The sequence below is a fragment of the Microbulbifer sp. ABM4_008 genome (assembly GCF_056311705.1).
The window spans coordinates 65,566-85,811 of sequence record NZ_CM149970.1; the positions used below are offsets into that span (position 1 = coordinate 65,566).

General features: G+C 50.3%; 17 protein-coding genes. 7 read left to right on the forward strand and 10 right to left on the reverse strand.

Annotation, left to right across the window (positions count from 1 at the left end; translation table 11 throughout):
• Positions 1-2: 2 nt before the first annotated feature.
• From ACYX4J_RS00310 to ACYX4J_RS00345, 8 genes are all read right to left on the reverse strand, one after another.
• The gene (locus tag ACYX4J_RS00310; protein WP_476177620.1) at positions 3-650 is read right to left on the reverse strand and encodes a tetratricopeptide repeat protein; all 648 of its coding nucleotides are present in this window, start codon (positions 648-650) and stop codon (positions 3-5) included.
• Positions 637-3,501 (reverse strand): tetratricopeptide repeat protein, encoded by a 2,865-nt coding sequence (locus tag ACYX4J_RS00315; RefSeq protein WP_476177621.1) that lies wholly within the window; start codon positions 3,499-3,501, stop codon positions 637-639. Before ACYX4J_RS00315 ends, ACYX4J_RS00310 begins: the two co-directional genes overlap by 14 nt.
• Complete coding sequence (locus ACYX4J_RS00320) at positions 3,494-5,464, reverse strand: ATP-binding protein (RefSeq protein ID WP_476177622.1); 1,971 nt, start codon at positions 5,462-5,464, stop codon at positions 3,494-3,496. The genes ACYX4J_RS00315 and ACYX4J_RS00320 overlap by 8 nt, the downstream gene beginning before the upstream one ends.
• A gap of 6 nt (positions 5,465-5,470) precedes the next feature.
• Entirely contained in the window at positions 5,471-5,995 is a 525-nt protein-coding gene (locus ACYX4J_RS00325; protein WP_413663680.1) for an AraC family transcriptional regulator, read from the reverse strand.
• A gap of 116 nt (positions 5,996-6,111) precedes the next feature.
• A complete protein-coding gene (locus ACYX4J_RS00330) occupies positions 6,112-7,110 on the reverse strand; it encodes an FAD:protein FMN transferase (protein ID WP_475711529.1) in 999 nt (332 codons plus the stop codon).
• A 12-nt stretch (positions 7,111-7,122) separates the two neighbouring features.
• Entirely contained in the window at positions 7,123-8,694 is a 1,572-nt protein-coding gene (locus tag ACYX4J_RS00335; RefSeq protein ID WP_444918492.1) for a hypothetical protein, read from the reverse strand.
• Between the two features lie 100 nt (positions 8,695-8,794).
• Complete coding sequence (locus ACYX4J_RS00340) at positions 8,795-11,314, reverse strand: LamG domain-containing protein (protein WP_476177623.1); 2,520 nt, start codon at positions 11,312-11,314, stop codon at positions 8,795-8,797.
• Positions 11,315-11,317: 3 nt separating this feature from the next.
• Positions 11,318-12,544, reverse strand: a complete 1,227-nt coding sequence (locus tag ACYX4J_RS00345; protein ID WP_413663676.1) for a hypothetical protein — start codon at positions 12,542-12,544, stop codon at positions 11,318-11,320.
• A 225-nt stretch (positions 12,545-12,769) separates the two neighbouring features.
• Here ACYX4J_RS00345 and ACYX4J_RS00350 point away from each other — a divergent pair, with 225 nt between their 5' ends.
• From ACYX4J_RS00350 to ACYX4J_RS00375, 6 genes are read left to right on the forward strand one after another with little or no spacing between them, the layout of a single operon-like run.
• The gene (locus ACYX4J_RS00350) at positions 12,770-15,385 is read left to right on the forward strand and encodes an HzsA-related protein (RefSeq protein WP_476177624.1); all 2,616 of its coding nucleotides are present in this window, start codon (positions 12,770-12,772) and stop codon (positions 15,383-15,385) included.
• A gap of 3 nt (positions 15,386-15,388) precedes the next feature.
• Positions 15,389-16,240: an outer membrane beta-barrel protein gene (locus ACYX4J_RS00355; RefSeq protein ID WP_476177625.1), complete on the forward strand. Its 852-nt coding sequence runs from the start codon at positions 15,389-15,391 to the stop codon at positions 16,238-16,240.
• Positions 16,210-16,863 carry an outer membrane beta-barrel domain-containing protein gene (locus ACYX4J_RS00360; RefSeq protein WP_445360911.1) on the forward strand — a complete coding sequence of 218 codons (654 nt, stop codon included), beginning with the start codon at positions 16,210-16,212 and terminating at the stop codon, positions 16,861-16,863. Before ACYX4J_RS00355 ends, ACYX4J_RS00360 begins: the two co-directional genes overlap by 31 nt.
• 31 nt (positions 16,864-16,894) lie before the next feature.
• The gene (locus ACYX4J_RS00365; protein ID WP_413663672.1) at positions 16,895-17,371 is read left to right on the forward strand and encodes a TlpA disulfide reductase family protein; all 477 of its coding nucleotides are present in this window, start codon (positions 16,895-16,897) and stop codon (positions 17,369-17,371) included.
• A 4-nt stretch (positions 17,372-17,375) separates the two neighbouring features.
• A complete protein-coding gene (locus ACYX4J_RS00370) occupies positions 17,376-17,591 on the forward strand; it encodes a DUF4266 domain-containing protein (protein WP_413663671.1) in 216 nt (71 codons plus the stop codon).
• Positions 17,527-18,738 carry a DUF3570 domain-containing protein gene (locus ACYX4J_RS00375; protein WP_476177626.1) on the forward strand — a complete coding sequence of 404 codons (1,212 nt, stop codon included), beginning with the start codon at positions 17,527-17,529 and terminating at the stop codon, positions 18,736-18,738. The genes ACYX4J_RS00370 and ACYX4J_RS00375 overlap by 65 nt, the downstream gene beginning before the upstream one ends.
• Before the next feature lie 83 nt (positions 18,739-18,821).
• Here ACYX4J_RS00375 and ACYX4J_RS00380 read toward each other — a convergent pair whose 3' ends face one another.
• Together ACYX4J_RS00380 and ACYX4J_RS00385 are read right to left on the reverse strand one after the other, a co-directional pair.
• Complete coding sequence (locus tag ACYX4J_RS00380; RefSeq protein WP_476178639.1) at positions 18,822-19,124, reverse strand: antibiotic biosynthesis monooxygenase family protein; 303 nt, start codon at positions 19,122-19,124, stop codon at positions 18,822-18,824.
• On the reverse strand, positions 19,124-19,462 hold the full coding sequence (locus tag ACYX4J_RS00385; protein ID WP_413663669.1) for an NIPSNAP family protein: 339 nt from the start codon (positions 19,460-19,462) through the stop codon (positions 19,124-19,126). The genes ACYX4J_RS00380 and ACYX4J_RS00385 overlap by 1 nt, the downstream gene beginning before the upstream one ends.
• Before the next feature lie 89 nt (positions 19,463-19,551).
• Here ACYX4J_RS00385 and ACYX4J_RS00390 point away from each other — a divergent pair, with 89 nt between their 5' ends.
• Positions 19,552-20,244: an ArsR/SmtB family transcription factor gene (locus ACYX4J_RS00390; RefSeq protein WP_476177627.1), complete on the forward strand. Its 693-nt coding sequence runs from the start codon at positions 19,552-19,554 to the stop codon at positions 20,242-20,244.
• Positions 20,245-20,246 lie beyond the last annotated feature (2 nt).

Genomic DNA, 20,246 nt, shown 5'->3' on the forward strand with positions numbered 1-20,246 from the left:
TGTTAAAGTCTCCGCTCCAGCTCGAGTATCCATGCACTGAGCAATTTATCCTGTTCAGTACCGGAATCTTGCGCTGCCATATAGTGCTGAAGGGCGCGCTCGGGTTGTTGCAGGTAAAGGTCGTAGAGGATTCCCAGGTTGAGGTGTGCATCGGCATAGTGTGGCCAACGCTCTATGGCAGCGTTGTAGTATTGCTCTGCATCTTCGAACCGCCCCCGGTCACGCATCAGGGCGGCAAGACGATTCCAGGCAAATACATTGTTATCGTTTACAGCAATAGCCTGGCGAAAGCTGCTCTCGGACTCCTCGTATTTCTCGCCGGAATGCTGCACGATTGCCAGGTTAAGCCAGGCTCCAGATAGCTCCGGCCACTTTTCAGTAATTTGGAGCAGTTGCGATTCAGCTGCAGGTAAATCATTTGCCTGAAAATTCTGGCGAGCCAGTTCCATCGCCGCACGGGCCTGTTGCGGTACCCTTTTAACATCTCGCAAGTAGGGGTTTTCTGTCAGTTGTTGCGCGGTGTCGCTATCCGTGGGCGATATCGTCTTTTGCAGACCGCTACATGCGGAGAGTAAAAAAACCAATAGCGCAGCAGTGAATAACCGTGCGATTGAAGCTAATTTCTGGGTGCTAGATTCAGTGCAGTGCATCACTCCACTCCAGGGTTTTTTCTTCTTTTTTGTAGCGTGCGGGTAACAGCTCTCCCAGTGAATGGAAGCTGCGTTTAACCCAGTCGTCGTAAATACCCTCAACTGTGCGCTGGATATTGGCCTCGTGAAGTTCTATGGACTTCTCCTCAAAGGGATAGGCCTGTTCCTCCAGTAGAATTTCGTATTGTTCCAATTCCAGCTCGTTTAGGTTTTTAGGGCGCTGTGAGTCCATCAGGTCACGGCTGAGCTGTCGGTACACTTCCGCGAGGCGATAGTTTGCTTGAGGGGTGAATTCTGCGATGCCAAATTCCAGGACTTTGCGGTAATCTGCCACGGTGGTTTGCATGGCCCGCTTTTTATTAGCGAGACTGGTCTTTAACGGCAAGCGCAGTGCCAGTTCAGCAAATTTCGCATAACTTTGTTCCGCCAGTTCACTTTGAGAATAAGCGGCCAGGTAACGCCCGCGGGGTGACTGCAGCGAGTTCTGTGCAAGTTGTTGTAGCCAGTAATTCCGCTTGGTGGGCTTTTTGGTCTGAGCGTAGATTTCGACCAGCTGAAATTGCGCTTCCAGACTTTGCTCAGCGGGCTCTGGCCACAATTTGCTGTAGTTGCGATAGCTTTCAATAGCCCTGTTGTACTCACCGGCTTTTTGCAGGTTTTCTGCTGCCATAAACAGGGATTGACGGCGAACTTCCCGATCCGGATCTGTAGCGGCTAATTGCAGTAATTCTGAGGCGGCGGCCGCTGGCATTTCCAGAGCTTCAAAGATAACGATGGCTTTGGCAGCCAGTGTCGGCGTCAAGGTGTGCGCGGGATAAAACTGGCGGAAATCAGCGAGTTCTGTGCTGGCGCGCTGCCACTCCCCTAATTGAATAAGAAAATTAATCGCATCGTATTGGGCGGTGGCCGCAACCTCTGTGCGCCCGCTATTGCGGATACGCAGCAGGTGATTGAGGGCTTCCTCACTGGGAGCGGCATCCTCACTCTCGCGCTGGGCCAAAATGATTTCTGCCTGGCGATAGATGGATAACTGCAATTGGCGCAATGCGTCTTTGCGCAGCTTATCGTCTGGCTGGTAGCCGAGCGCGCGGGTATAGGCAGCCTCTGCCTGGGGATATTGCTTCAGGGAAAAATGGCTGTGGGCCCGTATTATTGCAATACTTAGTTGCTGTTGCCTATTGGCTGGCGGTTGCCATTGATCGGCGTGCTCGGCAGCGGCGATGGCTTCGGCAAAGCGCGATTGTTGTAACAACTTATCGGCAGCGGCCAGCTGTACTGGCAGAGCTCTCGGGTCTTGGGGCCAGCTCTGTGCAAATTTCAGGCTCGCTTCGATATTGCGATCGAGCCACAGGATTTTCTGTTCCGACTCTTGATCCGGAGTTTGTTCATGCACTCTGGCTGCACTGAGGATGGCTCCGTAGCCGGCTTCGGCAGCATACTTGGGATCTTGGTATTCCCAGGCGACCTGGCTGTAAGCGCGCCAGGCGGCGGGGTGATCTGCAGCCTGCTCAAGACACTCCGCCATCAGGAAAACCATGGATGGCGTGCGTGGATCTTGTGGAAAAGTCTGCGCGTATTCCTGATATAACGCGGCGGCGCTGCGATAGGCACCCAGTGATTGTGCGCTGACAAGGCGACGTTCTTTCACCTTATTCGCGGGTAGTTTTGTGACCTGCTGAGCCAATTCCTGAGCGCGGGCGTGGTCAAACTGGGCCAATTCATACAGCCATGGTTGCAGGGTTTTGGCCAACTCCTGTTGTTGAGTTTCACCTGCTGCTTGCCAGTAATCACTGTTCACACCATAGCGACGCACAAAGTCCCGCTTCGTGGGCAGAACTTCCTTATGTAGTCTCCCCGCTTGCAAGGTTTCAACGGCGAGAAGATGAAGCTGTGGGGCTTGCTGGGTTTGTGGGTAGTGATTGACGAATTGTAAAAAGGTATCGGCACTATTGCGGAACAACTCTTTTTCCCGATACCAGGTACCGAGTGCACTGTATAGCTGGTGCTGATAGGGACGTGGCTCTCCATTGAGGTTAAAAGACTCAATGGCTTCAGCACCTCCCAGGTAGCTGAAGTTTAATGCGAGCCCGCGCAGGCTGTCTTCACGCAGGCGTTGCCGCCCAACAGGGAGTTCCTCCCCCTGTTCCTCACTGTGCAAAATATCCAGCGACTGGAGAAAAATTTCTGTGGATGCGCGGTAATTGCTCGATTTAAATTCTGACCAAGCCAGCATATAGCGAGCATTATCCGTAAATGGACTCGGCCCCTGCTTGAGCAATGCACGGAAATCTCGGGCGGCACTGGGGTAGTCTTTGCGATTGAATGCCGCCTCGCCACGGCGGAATAAGACTTCGCCGATAAACGGTGAGTCCGGTGTGCTACCGGCTATCTTTTCCAATGCCTGTAAGGCCGCAGGCATTTCCCCATCCAGTGCCCGGGCGCGGGCTAAGCGATAGAGAATGTAATCATCTTTTGGGCGCTGTGCAGAGAGACTTTGGTAATAATCGACCGCGCTGGAGTAGTCGACAATGGTATCCGGATTGTCGGACTGTTTTTGCTCCAGTCGTTCCATTTCCAAGTCAGCCAGGCGCAGATGGATTTGTTGCCGAACCTTGGGGTCGGCGTGGCTCTCCAGTGCCGTGCGGTAACTTTGCACCAGGTTTTCCAACGCGATAGCGGTTTGCACGGGCGGACTTTGCGGTGCCTCTTCCTGGGAGCTGGGCGGGTTGGCACGGGGCAGGTCAGCCAGGGTTTGTACCGGTTGATTGCCACAAGCTGTCAGGGCACAGCAAATACCAATAGCCAGGGAGCGCAGGGTAAACACAGCTGCCGGATGCGGGGCGTTATTCATTGTCTGAGGCCCCGGTATTATCCGTGTCACTGTCAGCCTGAGAGGTTGCGGGGATCGCCTGCATTTCAGCGTCTTGCAGACGCGCGATAGCCAGGCGTGTGTGGGCCATATAATTGTGAATTTGCTGCTGCTCCCTACCCAGCTGGGCGATAACCTCTCGGCGCAGGTCGGCTTCAATCAATTCGCTGGCTCGACCAATCGCCGCTTGCTGAGCTGGAATTTCGTCACCGGCGGTGACCACCCGATAGGCTAGTTGGCGAAGTTGTGGCCCCCGCTGTGCTTCGGTATCTGTTTTCTTGCGTTGTTCCCGCCCCCTGCGTAACTGCTCTTCGAGCAGTTGTAGGGATTTTTGCTGCTGCCACAACTTCTCGTGATACTGTTCACTGGCTTGCCAGAGCAAAATCCCCCGGGCTTTCGCCAGGGTTTCTGCTTGTTGTTGGCTGGCCTTGCCGCTGTGCTGGATTTTTTTAAGACGTTCTTGAGCGCCGGTGAGAATTTCCAGTAATTCGAGGGTTTCACTTTGTTCATTTGGCATGGCGGTGGTCGCCAATAAAGTGAGTGCGTCGCGCTCCTGTTCAATATCCTCGAGAGCTGCCCTCAAATGATCATATTGCTGTGTTGCCATCTGCAACTGCTGGTCAAACTGGGCGCTATTGTAGTTATCAATAATCGTTGTACGGCGCAGGTGACGCTCTTCGATAAGGTCGGCAAATTGGGGTAGTTTATCTTGCCAGGTCTGTAGGACCTGGGTGAGCTGCTGCAGATCGCGCAGCTCGGTGAGTCGCAATTGGAAGTGGTCACTTTGTAGGATTGGCCGCAGAAAGTGCTGGTTATCGCGCAATAGGGGAGAGGCCTGGGCTAGTTGTAACCAGCCATAGCGCCAAGCCTCGCGCTGAACAGGATCATAGGCCAGCGGTTCCGTCGCCAGGTCTTGTTGTAACTGGTGTAACTCAGCAAGCGTTTCCAGGTAATAAGCTTCAGCGCTTTGATATGCTCCGAGGGCTACAGAGCGATTTTCCAGTTTTTCGTAACCATAAGGCAGGGCTACCATCGCTTCCCGTGCGGCGGGACTGTAGCGGTGTTTATCCAGTAAAAATTGCAGTGCGTCTATGCCCGCTTGGTAGTCCTCACCATTGATAGAGGACCAAGCCATCCCCAGGAGTGCGCGAGTTGCCCAGGGCGTGTTGAGGCGAACCCTGGAAAAGGCTTTTTTAGCTGCGCTGTGTTGCTCTGCAAGAGCCAGGGCGTACCCCATACCAATATAGGCTTTATCAATGAGTATGGGAATTTCAGATGAAGGAATATCAATTGTTTCTGCAAAATCGACAGCGACTTGATATTCGTGAATTGCTGCAGGCAATTGGCCGGACCTGGCAAAGGCAGCGCCTAAGTTGATATGTCCCAATAACTTTTCCGCAGGGTATAAATCGCTGGTTTCCAGTAATTTTTGAGCCGTGGTGAGGTCTTTATTGCGCAGCGCTAAGTTGAGAGGTAGAGAGGACTCCTCGGCAACCCCTGATTTTTCCAAGTGTGCTGCTGCGCTGACAAAATCACCGTTCAGGTAATTTAATTCGGCCAGCTTTAACCAGGCAGTGCGGCGATATTTTGGCGCAGCCTCGACATTACTCTGCTGTTCAAAAAGTTCAGCTGCTCGTCTATGTAAACCAAACCCTAGGCTGATCCCGCCCTCTATCAATGCGGCGTTATCCCTGTGAATTTGAATTGAATCCCGCTGTTGAGCAACCAGCAGTGTGCTCAGGGCATCAAAGTAATTCCCTTGAAAATACTCGTAAAGCGTAGCGCCATAAGCCAGGTCTTGAGCCCTTTGGTATTTTTGTGGGGCTCGCTGCTCATTGCTGGGACCGTTTGTTTCGGCCACAGTATCAGCTTCCTGAGCGCAAAGGTTACTTGCGGCAAGGATGAGCGCCAGGGATAGGGTGCGGGTAAAAGATGGGTAGTACATGGCTAATCAGGGCGTTGGCCACTGCACCAGCTCAAACTCCGGCTGTTGTTTTCCGGAGTTGTCTGAGATAACCAGTTCAATAACGGCGGGCTCATCACTTTTATTCAATTCCAACTTGGCTGCCCGCTTGTATTCGCGCCCTTCGGGCCCAAGGCCAGTTATAAAAGCAGAAATAGTGTAATCACCGGATTTTAGGTTGCCTTTGTAAAGCGGTTGAATACCACCGCGAATCAACGCTTCCCGCTGATGTTCCGTATACAGATGACTTGCACTTAGCTTGTTATCGATGTGTAGCTTTACTGCATCCAAAGTAAAATAGTGGCCTACATCCATAGACACATAAAAGGCGATTTGGCTCTGTGCGGGATAGAGCAAATCTTCTTCAAGAATCAATAAATCCCTGTTTAATTTAAGTACATCGCGCTTTAATTCTTCCAATTTCTCCGCAGAGAAATCGCTTTCCTGAGCCTGCACAAACGCAGATCCTAAAAGGCCGATAAATAAAATAAAGCACTGAAAGGGGCGTCTCATGGCAGACCTTTTGATAGGAATTGGCATTATTCTTTGGTCGGCGCAAATTATGTCAGGGGATCAACGATCTGATGTGATCTTGTTGGCAAATTTTCTATGAAGATAAAACGGATTACTCAAAGATTCTCCAAACCGCGACTGAAAAACAACTTCCGGTTACTATCTATAACTACTGCTTCAAATTGGGGCAATCGATTAATAAGTGCCAAGCCTTTCTCTTTTCCCAGAACAAACACACTGGTAGAAAGGGGGTCGGTATCAAAGCCGCGTGGGCCAATAATGCTGACACTAATCAACTTATCAGTGTCTTTTGCAGAAGTTTCCGAGGGTTTTCCTGTGGATGGATTAAAAATATGGTGCACTCTATCCTGCTGCTCATCAATAAAATAACGCTCGTAATCACCTGAGGTAGAGATAGCAATATCACGCAGGGGGATAACCGCAGCATTTTTACTTTTTTCACGGGGGTGGCGAATACCCACTAACCAGGGTTGCCCCTGTTTATCTCCCAGCATGCGTGCATCGCCACCGGCACTGACACTGGCGCAGCAAATGTCTGCCTGCTTGAGGATCTCAATTGCCCGATCAACCGCATAGCCTTTGGCAATCCCTCCTAAATCTATTTTTGTGTTTTCGTGGCCAAAACGGAGTGTATTGGCCTTTTTATTCAGTTTTAAGTGGCGGTAATTCAACGCTTCTAACAACGAGTCCGTCAGCTGGGCGTCTGCCTGTTTCTGCTGGCGAAAATCATAGTGCTTGCCCAGGGTGGCGTAGCTGATATCGAATGCACCATCGGTGAGCTGACTAAACCAAAGAGATTTATCAATCAGATTGGTGAGCTCTTTGGAAATATTGACGTTTCCCCGGCCAGCCGTGCGGTTAATGAGTGATAGTTCACTGTTTTCCTTATAGGGCGAGAGCTGATCGTCAAGTCGATGAAACTCTGTCATGACCTCTTCAATAAGGTGCTCGGCTTCAATGCCGTCCTCGTGCCAAAGTTGTAGGCGAACCTGAGTTCCCATAATTGCACGTTCAGCGTAGTGCCATTCGGCCACAGAAGGAATCGCGCAAAGTGTGGCACTACACAGTAATAGCAATTTAAAAAAGCGGAACATCACTTATCCAACTTAAATAATGGGGGCGAAGGCAGTCATACTGTCTTGTAAGTTACTATCGCCGAGACCGTGATTCGGAAATAAGGTTGAGAAATTACCTTGCTCCCCGTGCAGGGCCATATAGTTGAGTACTACAGTTTCCACCAATAAATTGACGTTGTTAGCGGCGGGGGTGGATGTTGTTTCTACATCACCGGAGCTGCGCATATAGCCGAGTTGCTGGTGGATCGCCTGTTCGTCCGCCGTGCCACCGAGTAATTGTGGTCGGCCCGCCGGGTTGTATACCAGGAAAAATGAGGCGGCTGTCTGTTGATCATCGCCAGTCCAGACGCCTTTGCCACGGCCCTCTACCGAGTCGTCCAGCATTCCGTTGGAGAAAACGGAACCATCACTAAAAACATAAATCATCAGGGGCTGGTTGCGGCGGGCGGCATACTCCAGGCAAGCGCCAATACAGCGCCCAGCGCGCAAATCGCGAATCTCTCCTGTGGCGCGGTCGCCGGTATGGTAGTCATAACCACCCATGGTAATAGTGCCTGCACCGGCATATCCATTGACGACCAGCTTCATCACTGAGGCGGTCTTTTGGAACTCTCTGTCTCCACTTAATTCTGAGCTGGTAAATACACCGGATGGTCCGACGATATCTGGATCGGATTCGGGATTTAAATCAGCCGGGTTGCCAAAGCGATCAGCCAGGTCAGCACTTTTCATATAGCCGCAACGCACCAGGTCTTTAATAACTGCATCGGTGCTGACTTTAGTATTTACGTTGCTGAGTTTCGCTTCGGAGATACGGTACATGGACTCCATCACTGCGACAGTATCCTCCTGGCTGAGCAGCCCCACCAGGTCTCCTACATCTACAAGGCCGGTAACGTCGGAAGAGCGATCCACTTTGGTGGGGCGAACTTCGGGGTTGATCATGGCGGAAGGAGCCATAGAGTTGCCACCGGAATCACTGGAGCTGGAGCCGATCAGGGCCAGCAGGGAACCGTTGGCTCCCGCCTGGTTAATACCGTACATGGGATTGTGTGGGTTGTTGCCGGTGTCATTTTCCGAGCGAGCGGGAATAACTGCACCGTTGGTCGCCGATGCTGTGCCAGCAGCGATTTTTTCCAGAATGCCTCGCAACATACCGCTGTCACTATGGAAGGCGAGACCCAGGTCAGTATTGATAAATTCATCACCGAGGGAGGGAACTATATCCCCGGGGAGGCCTTGCTTGTTGTAGCCGGCTGTGCCGAGAAAATCCATTTGTCCGCCCTCTTTACCTACCAGCACATTGGAGCCTGCGATATTTGCACCGCCGGCGAGATCGAAACAAATAAAAGGAATTTTACCGGCACCGAATGCACTGACGTCACAGGGCCCGCCATTGGTTTTTCGCAGTGCTTCCAGGTCCGAGGAAAGGGCTGCATGGGCACTACGGGGATTGGCAAACAAGCTGAAGACAGAGCCGCCCAGCACTGTTCCCATACCTGCTCGGAAGCCTTGAGCGAGAAAGTCGCGGCGTGTTACCGGGCGGTGGTGGTCCGGGTGCCGTAGGGGCTGGTCCAGATCAAAGTGTTTTTTCTTGCTCATAATATTCCCGGATATAGTTTTCGGTGTGCCGGCTCTTTATTGTGGAGGGGCTCTACCGGCGAAAGTTTTGCCGACAAAGCCGCTAGTCTTTTTTATGCGATCAGTGAATCAGGATCATGGCACTGCCCATGGCGGCAGCACATACGGCTTTCACCGTAGTTTCTGTGCGACCTGAATCGCAGCTGCTGCCACAGGCGGTCATGGTGTCGATAAGCGTGTCCAGTTCTGTCTCTACAGAGGCCAGGTCCGGGGCGCTGGCAAGCTGCGAGACGCTGCCGTCGTGCCAGTTCATCTCGTGGCCAAGCAAACCTTCCATGAGCGGATCGATAATCTGCGCGCGCTTGCTGGCGCTGTCGAAGGCGGTGTCTGCGGAAGCGCTGAAGTCAAACCCACTGAAGTAGCTGCTGCGCTCACTGGAGTCCACCAGGGTGCTGCAATACTTCACTGCCAGCTGGGTGATACCCATTTGCTGTGCAGCGAGGAATCCTTCAATGTCACTTTCAACCGGAAGCTGGCGTTTCACAGTTTCCCAGGTTTCATAAATCTCCGGGTGGGACATGGAGACTCCGGTCGCCTGGGACAGGCTTGCATGGATTTGTTCAAATCGGCGCAGACCAATGCGTGATTGCGCTTCCAGATCAGCGGCATCCGCAGGTTCAGCTGGAGTAGCCTCAACCCGGTTATAGGTTTCGCTGCCGATTTTTTCGAAGGTCAGGAAAAATTCATCATCGAGGGGGCCCTTATCCAGAGTGATAATGGTCCCGAGCCTGGAAAGCTGCTGGCCTTCACCTGCTACGTAGCTATTGTCGACTGCAGTGGATAACTTGGACCAGGCCTGGCCCACCTCCGCTTCGCGGCCATTAATACCGATACGCATTCCCTCAATGGCGATTCCAGATGGATCGACACTGTCGTCGAGGCTGACAAAGGTGGGTTCACTAAACAGATAGGCATAATTATCAAATTGCTGCACAGTAAACATGACATAGCTTTCGGCAATGCCTGTGTGCTCTTCAACTTTGAATAACAGCAGGTATTTTTCACCGACGCCAACTTCGTAGTTGGTAGCAATATCCTCTTCCGATAGGGCGCGGGAGTGAATCGCCAATAGGCGAATGGAGCCTTCCCAACTATTGCCGTTACTGACTTCGCTTCCTACTGCGAGGGCAAAGGTATCGTCCCAGGTAGAGAGCAAACCGGATTCACTTGGGTCCGGCTCCCCGGTATTTGCACCGTTAACGTAAAGCTTGCGTCCGTTAATTGGATCGTAAGTGGCCACCACATGCTGGAGACTGGCTTGTACAACCTGGTCGGCATCATCGGTTGCCAGGGCAGGCATACCGTCCGCATCGGTGTTGTCATTGCGGTTTTGCACGGTGTAACTGTATTGATCCTGGCCAAGAGTGAAGTTGCGAATATCATCGCCACCGGAATAGGTGACGATACGCGCGGGCCCATCCTGTGAGACATTGGCTGGTGCCGCCCAGATTTCAATTGAGTATTCACCGGTGGCTGTGAGGGTATCGTAAAGTTTGCTGCTGGTTGCAGTAGCCCCCTGTGCTTTACCCCCCTTCAATTGCAGCCCCCAGGAGTCGATCCACTCCACATCGCCAGATAGGGCGAGATCAATTGCAGGGTTAACTCCGGAGGTATCGTAGGCAGTGGTGCCGCTGCCGGTTTTAAATTCATAGAGAGCAATTGCATTGCTCTCTATGCGACCGCCACTACTCGCAACAATACCGTCTGTGAGGCGCAGTGCCTTACTGATAACCCAGTCGGGGTCTACCTCGGTGACACTGATAGTGTCGGCGAAGGCTTGGATCGCATCGGTCATTTCCGCTTCGTTATCTGAGCAGTCATCCCAGCAGTTGTGAAATTCACTGCCCAGGCGCACAGAGAAACGGGAGTCGGCTGGAGAATCCAGGTTAATTTTGCTGACCGCGGATGCGTAGGCAAGATCGACATCCGAGCTGGCAAAGTAGGGGGTTTGTGCCGTTGTCGCATCTTCACTGTGACAGTTGGCACAGTAGCTGCGCAACAGAGGGTAAACTGTAGTGCTAAAGCTGCCGCTGGATTCGGGGAAGCTTTTACTGGCTCCCACCTCACGCTCGACAGGTGCGACAAGGGTGATTGTATTGCTTAGGCCGCCGCTAGCCCGAGCCCATTCCTCGATGTAGTTGGTAATAATTTCCGCACAGGCATCATCGCTGGAAAGCCAACAATTGTGCCCACCACCAACCTTGGTTACCAAACGGGATTCATCGGGAACTGATAAGTTAATTAACTCGCGTCCGGCATCGTAGGCAGCATTGATATCATCGCCGCGGACAAAATGTGGGCTCTGGTTATTTTCAATATGACAGCTGCCGCATCGATTTGTCGCCGCCAGGTTATCCCAGATGTACTGTTTATATTGATTGACATCATCGGTTTCAGGATCCGGTCCGGAATAGGCAGCGGTGCCATCGTTGTCGCTGGTATCCGGTTGGCTTTCGGTGCCCTCTCCACTGCCACCACTACAGGCACTGATTGCCAGGGCAGCACAAAACAGTGAAGCGATACGAAGCGTGCGAACTATCAGTGTATTTTCTATCACGGGGAGACTTTTATAGGTTTTCATTTTTTAATCTCCCGCGCAGTAAACCGCAGTGTCTGCGTATACCTGCTTAAGTTTGTAGCCGGTATTGCTGAAATCATCGGTAATAGTTTCGATTCGGTTGCGGTCGGTAGAATCTTCCGGCTCGCGCAGACAAACTTGGCGAAACACCTTAGTTACTTGGCATTTGGCAAAAGCTCGGCTGTTAGACAACTCCTCTCCCAGGGATTTGATACCGTTGCCGTTGCCGGACAAGGTGTCGCTCCAGCCCAGATGCATATTTATGCCCTCGCGCCAGTAGTTAACCCAGCTGTCGTCGGGAATAATAAAACCGTGGGGAAAATTGCCGCTGTTGATCAGGTTTTTGGCCTTAACACGGCTGCCGGTTTCTGGATCTATATCTCCGGCTGCGTTGTAATCCAGGGCTCCCTCTTCACCATCGGGATCATTGTCTGCATCGTATACATAGTCGTAGTAAGCGAATGCCTGTGCCATGGGGTCCATGCCGCTGTGGCAACCGATACAGTTATTTTGGAATACCCGACTGTCGCCCCCAGGGCTGCGGCTTACATCCTGGCGAATACGATCCGGTGAGCGGGAAGTATCCTGCACCTGCTCCATGTCGTTACATAGGTGATTGAGCATGGTAAAGCGAAACATGGCGCGATTGGTTCCCGCACTAAAAAAAGCCTTGGCGGCGGCGCGGCTGGTAAGAACGCCGGCGGTGGCATCTGCGGGGAGACCATTGAGAGAGGATTGAGCTTCCTGCACCAGATTGTCCTGCAGGGAATAACCCCCTGCTTCCAGTGTCTCGTAGTGGTCGTTATTTCCCGTGTTGTAGGAGGGCAGGCCAGAAATATCACCGGTGTAGAGAATATTTGCCGAGAGCAGTTGGCGGAAGTCCATATCGTCCCGAACCATGCCGATTACCGTCGCAGTGTAATCATTTAATGGTTCAAATACGTCCTGCTCCTCATTAGTCCAGGGAGTGGCCAGATTTTTTAGAGTGACATTATAGAAGGCGTCATTCTCCATTGCCGTATACGCCGCAGCGGTGGGATCACCGTTTTCTATATCCTCTGCCATATCCAGCAATACACTCTCGCTGGGAATGGTTCCGGTGATGCGGCTGTGAATTTGGAGAGCCTGGTCCTGCGATGCTGATAGGGCAGAATTACTCCACAAACCTACTCCGAGCAGTGCGGTTACCGTGGTGAGCCGGAGTACACGCGCTCGAGACGAATTATTTTTCATTGGACTATTTTTGTCGGTGAGATCACTGGGATGTGGCAAAGCAGTCTAAAAGCAGATTTCAACAATGTCAGAATGACTTTCAATATTTGCGTCCCAGTTGGCAAACTTTTTGTGCGCAACTTGCGAGAATTAGCCTCAGCGGTCAAAGCCGTATAAAAAAGTTCTTAGGCTAAGAGCACAAAAAAGGCGTGTGCTGCTCGTGCCAAACCCGGGTGGATAACAAAAATGAAATGTTTGCGTGCGCTACCGCTTTTGTTATTGATGACGGCCTGTAGTGGCGGTGGCAGTTCCAGTGGTGGTGAAGACCAAGCCGAAGATCCCGTGGTGGAGGACTATCCTGTTGCTTTTGTACTTCGTCAATTAAGTAGTGACGATGATGGCAGCCTCCTTCAGGATAATATTTATGAGCCCGCGGAATTTTTTGCCGGAGCCCAACTGATTTTAAAAGACCGTGCAACCGCCAGTGCTGCAGAAACTGTCATTACTGCAAATATATTTGACGGTGATTACGATGTAAAAGACCTGAATACTTCAGCAGATGGCAGCCAGCTTATATTTGCGATGCGGGCACCGGAAATAGAAGACGCTGATGACGATGAGCAGCCTACCTGGAATATTTGGGTATACAACACCGAAACAGAAGAACTCAATCGGGTAATTGAGTCAGATTTAACTGCTGAGGAAGGCCAGGATATCGCTCCCGCTTTTTTACCCGATGGACGCATAATTTTTTCTTCTACCCGCCAGAGACGCTCCAGAGCTCTTTTACTGGATGACGGTAAACCGCAATTCTCAGCCCTGACTGAAAATCGAGAGGAGCCGGCATTTGTACTCCATGTAATGGAAGCGGACGGGACCGATATCACTCAGATATCGTTTAATCAGAGCCATGATTTAAATCCAGTTGTACTGAGCGATGGACGGATCCTGTTTAATCGCTGGGACAATGCGGCAGGTATCGATAAATTAAGCTTATATACAGTAAATCCGGATGGTTCGGACCTGGCGGTTTATTACGGTTATCACAGTCAAAATACGGGTACAGAAGAGACTGAGGCCGCCTTCAATCGACCGCACGAAATGCCGGATGGCCGCCTTTTGGTAACGTTGCGCGCTCCCTCTGGGCTCACTTATGGTGGCGATCTCGTGACTATCGACGGCATTGTTTATAGCGAAGCCTACAGTGAGCCGGAGCAAAGTGGTGAAATGGTCGGGCAGGCTTCTATCACTATTGGAGAAGTCACTACCGACGATACTATTTCTCCCCACGGTACTTTTGCTTCCGCATGGCCATTCTACGATGGGACAAGTCGTTTGTTGGTAACCTGGAGTGAATGCCGGGTTATCAATGAAGAAACCGAGCTGCTGGAGACCTGCCCGGATACTCTTGCCGAAGACGAAGAAGTTCAATTGGCAGACCCACTCTACGGTCTGTGGATTTACGATTATATCGCCGGTACCCAGCTTCCTATTGTGGTTGTGGAAGAGGGAGAAATGATATCCGAAGGGGTTACTCTGGAGCCTCGCACTGAACCTACCTATATTCCAGATCCCGTCCCGGGAGTCGATGTCGATGCGGATCTGGTGGAGGAATCTGTCGGAATCCTGGATATTCGCAGTGTTTATGATTTTGATGGTGAAGATATTGCCGGAATCGAAACCTTGGCGGATCCCGCCCAAACCACAGCAGATTTGCGGCCTGCACGATTCCTGAAAATTTCCAAGGCCGTGGGCATTCCCGACGATGATGTTCTGGACTTTGATGGGGCAGCATTTGGCCGCAATGGTAATCAGGGCATGCGTGAAATATTGGGTTATACCCCAATCCAGCCCGACGGCTCCGCAAGGGTAAAAGTTCCCGCAGATATGCCCTTGGCAATTTCCGTTGTCGATGCGGATGGAAAACGCATTTTCGATAGTCATAACAACTGGTTACAGCTACAAGCGGGTGAAGTGCGCAGTTGTAACGGTTGTCATACTAGCGATAGCGAAGCTCCTCATGGCCGCACGGATATGCAGCTGGAATCAGCTTGGGTTGGAGCGCCGACCTCGGCAGCACCATTTGCCAATACTGAGCCCGCGCTACTAGCGGAAATGGGCGAGACTATGGCTCAATTATTGGCCCGGTATATTGGTGAGGCCCAACTTGAAGGAGATCTGCACTTTACCGATTTATGGACTGATCCTGCGGTACGGACTAAGGATGATGAGTTATTGCTTTCATACGGTGATTTGAGTACGGATGCACCGGTGGAATCCACCTGTTTAACAGAGTGGGAAAGTAATTGTCGAATCGTCATTCACTATGAACAACATATTCAGCCGCTCTGGGATTTCCCCCGTGAAGTATTGGATAGTACAGGAGCAGTAATAGCTGATTATACCTGTACAGGCTGTCATTCTCCTGTTGATGCTGCTGGGGCAACCCAAATACCCGATGGGCAATTAGATCTTACAACCTCGGCTTCCTCTGTTAATGATGCTTGGTTTGTTTCCTATTCCGAGCTGGTGGCCGATCGCGCTGAATTGGAGTTATCCAGTGGGGTGCTAACACCGCGGCTTGTACAGGAATTTGATGATGATGGAAATCCTGTTTACGAGGTTGATGAGGATGGTGAATTAGTTCTCGACAGTAACGGTGATCCGATTCCGGTAATGGTCACCGTCAATATTTCCTCTCCCTTGACGAGCTCTGCTCTTGAGAGCTCGTTTTTTTCTATCTTTGAAAATGGTGGCGCACACCAAGGGTACTTAGAAGATGCCGAGTTGCGCTTGATTGCTGAGTGGTTTGATATTGGCGCTCAATACTATAACGATCCTTTTGCGGCGCCGGCAGATTAAACCATGTTGAAGTTACACCAAAATTCTATTGGCAGTTTCGCGGTATTTGTATTGCTGCTACTTTTTTCTGGGCAGGCTTCTTCTGAACAAACTTTGATGGAATCTGATTCTTCAGATGATACCCCACAAGAAGAATTGGTTGAGACTGAGACTGAGACTGAGAAAAAATATAAAGGCCTTGAGGATGCAGAGCCGGTTACAGTCGGTAATGCATTTATTAATATTTACCGAGGCCCGGGGCGCGGTTACCCGATATTCTATGTTGCTGAGTATGGTGAACAAATTTGGCTGCTTAAACGCCGCACCGACTGGGTAAAAGTGCTTACTTCACGCAATAAAAGTGGCTGGGTAAAAGTTGACGACTTACGTGAAATCTACGGAGAAAATGGAGAAATTGTTCGAGTTCCCTTGCCGGATTTTTCTGATGTTGACGACGGTTACTTTTACCTAGGTTTGAATTACGGTGATTTTGCTGGAGCGGACTCCCTGGGAGTTAGCTTGGGCTACCAATTTACTGCCAATCTAGCTACTGAAATACGTGCAACCCAGGCGGTAGGTTCCTATTCAGACAGCCAAGTCTATCAGGTGGCAATGGTCCACCAGCCATTCCCACATTGGAAAATATCCCCTTATTTTGTTTTGGGGGCTGGGATAAATATTACCTCTCCAAACGCAACTATCGTTGCCACCGAAGATCGGCAAGATACAACGATGTTGGCGGGCGTAGGGTTGCGTACTTACTTATCGCGCCGTTTTGCCATCAGGGCTGAATACACAAATCACTACTTGCTTACTACGCAGGAAAATAATCAGGAGATAGTCGAGTGGAAACTTGGTTTCGACGTATATCTGTAGGCTCTGCGGCGCTTTCCGCATTGGTGGGGACCCAGGTATGCAGTGCTCAGCAGGATGATGAAGTACTTGCGGATATTGTCGCACCTGAACTGGAGCGGCGAGAGATACGTGACGCCCAGATAGATAGTGAAAATATAGAAATTGGTTTGTTTGCTGGTGTTATCAATGTCGAGGATTTTGGCTCAAACTCCCTGTACGGTACTTCAGCGGCCTATCATATCAGCGAAGATTTCTTTATTGAGGCCACCTATGCCCAGACTGAGTTGGGAGAATCCAGCTTTGAAAGGTTGAGCGGTGCCGCACCACTGCTGACTGATGAGCAGCGTGAACTCAGTTATTACAATACCTCTGTGGGCTGGAATATTTTCCAGGGTGAGTATTTTGTATTTGATGACTGGGCTTTTAATGCCAATTTTTATGTTGTGGGAGGTGTGGGAAATACCTCGTTTGCTGATGAGGAGCACTTCACTTACAACTTTGGTGCAGGAGTGAGAATGCTTGCCAACGATTGGCTCGCGGTGCGCCTTGATGTTCGCGACCATGTTTTTGAACATGAATTATTTGGCGAGGCCCAAGTCACCAATAATCTGTCTGCCCAATTGGGACTTACCATCTTTTTTTAATTGATCATCAAAAAATAACAAGGACTCTTCCATGAAATACCTGGCTGCTTTCCTGACGCTGCTTTTATCGATGTCGCAGGCTTCCGCCGCAGAGCCCTCTAAGGATTTTACCTTGAGTTCCAACCAGGGCGGAAATTTGAGGCTTGCAGAGCAGCGCGGCGATGTCATTATGCTGAATTTTTGGGCTTCCTGGTGTGGCCCTTGTCGCCAGGAAATGCCGCTGTTGGATCAGCTACATGCTCGCTATGAAGCTGCTGGCTTCCAGGTTTGGGGAGTCAATGTGGATGCACAGCGTAAGGATGCGGACTCGCTATTAGCGAAAATCCCAGTGGATTTTCCGATTCTTTTTGATAGCAAAGGGGAAGTGAGCAAAATGTATGGTGTTGCCGCTATGCCCAGCACCGTATTTATTGATCGTGATGGCAACGTTCGCTATATCCATAAAGGTTATCGTGATGGGGATGAAGCTGCCTATAAAAAAATGATTAAGGAATTGATTCGGGAGTAGTGTCATGCGTGCACTATTGCTAGTTTGCACTTTCTTGATGAGTACAGGTTGCACTGTTAACCCGTGGATTGCACCCTACGAACGGCAATTTCTTGCGGATCCTATTATGGGGTTTGAGCAGGATCCGGTAGCTGCTCGCTATATGAATCACGTGTATGAAGCTCGCGAAGCTGCGCGTGGAGCTGAAGGAGGCAGTGGAGGTGGATGTGGCTGTAACTAAGCTTCTATCTCGCTGGGGCGGGTTGGCATTTTTGGCACCGCTCGCTGCCGTGGCCGCAGTGCTTCCCGAAGAGCGGGCAGACAATATGTATCACGCCTATAGCGGTGGTGGAGTGACCATTGATGGGCCTTCAGTATTGATTCGCCAGAATGTTGGCAACAATGTTTCTCTGTCTGCCAATTACTATGTGGACATGATTTCCGGGGCCTCTATTGATGTGGAGGCCACGGCCAGTGAGTATTCGGAGCAACGGGATGAGTACTCCTTGGGTGCTGACTACCTGGTGGATAAGACTACTATCAGCGTGGGGTACACCAACAGTTCTGAGAATGACTACGAGGCCCAAACCGTTGCTTTCGGCATCAGTCAGGGTTTCTTTGGCGATTTAAGTACTATCGACCTGCGGGTTAGTTATGGAAGTGATGATGTGTTCCGCAATGGCGACGATAATTTTGCTGATGAAGCGCAACACCGTCGCTACGCACTTAGTTGGAATCAGATTCTCACGCAAAAGTTGATTGCAGAGTTGAGTGTCGAAACTGTGTCGGATGAAGGGTATCTCAACAACCCTTATCGCAGTGTTAGGTATCTCGATGAAGCATCTGGAACAGGATTTAGCTATCAGGCCGAGGTTTACCCCAGAACTCGCAACAGTGATGCGGTTGCCCTAAGGGCCAAATATAGATTGCCCTATCGCGCAGCGATTAAAGGGGAGTATCGACACTATGCGGATAGTTGGGGAATCGTTGCAGACAATGTAGAGTTTCGCTATACCCACCCTTGGAAAGAACAAGACGAGTGGGTTTTTGAAGGAAAGATCCGTTACTATCAGCAGAGTAGTGCAGATTTTTACAGCAACCTTTTTTCCTATCTCAATGCTACCAACTTTCGTGCTCGTGATAAGGAGTTGAGCAATTTCACAACCTTGGCCCTTGGCCTGGGAGTGTCCTATGAGTTACCACGGCGCTGGTCTCTATTAAATCGCAGGAATACAATTAACCTTTACTGGGATCATATTCTATTTGACTACGATGACTTTCTCGATGTCACGGTACACGGTTCAGCTACATCTATCAGTCCCGGTGACGAACCGGCTTATAGTTTCTCTGCCAATGTAATTCGATTATTTTGGTCAGTCCGTTTTTAGGAATGGGGGCCTCTGCGTTCTGTTTTTCAGTAAAAGAATAAGATGCAGAGGCTTTATAGTCTGAGTCAAATTTGACTGTTGATTTATTGCATAGAGTAATCCCGAAGAATTTTCCCAATCCTTATACGATAGTTGTCAAATAGTTGTTTTTTGCCTAGGTGTTGTGCATCACAATGTGCCTTGTGATTTTTCCAACTCACTACAGATTCTTCATCCCGCCAAATAGAGAGTGACAAAATTTTTTCTGGCTGATTGAGGCTTTGAAATCTCTCGACTGAGATAAATCCATCGAAGCTGGTTAGGTGTTCTTTTAGGTCGGCTGCAACGGCCAGATATTTGTCTTTTCCTGAAGGCTTTAGTATAACTTCAAATATGACGGCAATCATCACTGATTTTCCTGTGGAAGCTTCAGGTAGGTTTCCGGCACAGCCTTTAAAAAGCTGCGCTTCTCTTCAAGAATAAACTTCTCTCTCATCGCAAACTGGAAATTCTCACTGCCCTGAGGAGATTGCTTCAGCAGTTTTCGATATTGTTCATAGTGAGCCAAGCTGTCGAAGTTAATAATACCAAAGGCCTGAAAGTTGGTGCCCTCAGAAGGTAGAAAATACCCTAATAGCCGTCCACCACAATCGGGAATAATTTTGCCCCAGTTCTCTGCATACAGTCGGAAAGCATCAAGCTTAAACGGATCGATCTTGTATTCAATAAAGCAGGTTACAGTCATCTAAGTTGCCTCTATTCATAATTTGCTGGCATTCTAGACGGTTTAATTTTCTATACTTCGGTGGCCAGCGAACTATTGTGGGGGTAACTATGGAACCTGATATTTCGGTAATATCCAGCTTGATAGGGGATCGGGCACGCTCAAAAATATTGATGGCGCTTATGAGTGGAAAAGCACTGACAGCAACAGAGTTAGCCTGTGAGGCTGATGTGACTGCACAGACTGCAAGTAACCATCTGTCCAAGCTGGTAGATAGCAAGCTGCTGATAGTTCGTAAGCAGGGTAGGCACAAGTACTTTCAGCTGGCGAGTCATCAAGTTGCCGAAGCGCTAGAGGCACTGCTCAATCTGAGTAGCACCCTAGTACCTCAAAAAGTTACCACTGGGCCCGCAGATCCAGATTTAAGGAAGTCCCGCATCTGCTATGACCATTTAGCAGGAATCACTGGTGTTCTATTGTACGAGGCCCTCTTGGCTAGTGAGTTGCTCTCTGAGCAATCACAGCAAGTTTCCTTGACTAAAGAGGGTGAAATATTTTTTCAGGAACGAGGAGTAGCCGTAGCTAGTTTTAAGCAGCGTAAGCGCCCTGTTTGCAAGTCATGCCTAGACTGGAGCGAACGAAAAAGCCACCTTGCAGGCAGCTTGGGTCAATGGATACTCGAAGATGCCTTGGCAAAGCAGTGGGCGGTAAGAAGAGCGGACTCCAGGGCGATTACTTTCTCCCAGAAGGGGCTTTTACTGTTCTCGAAGCGTTATCAGATTGATCACTCCAAGTTGCTATAAAT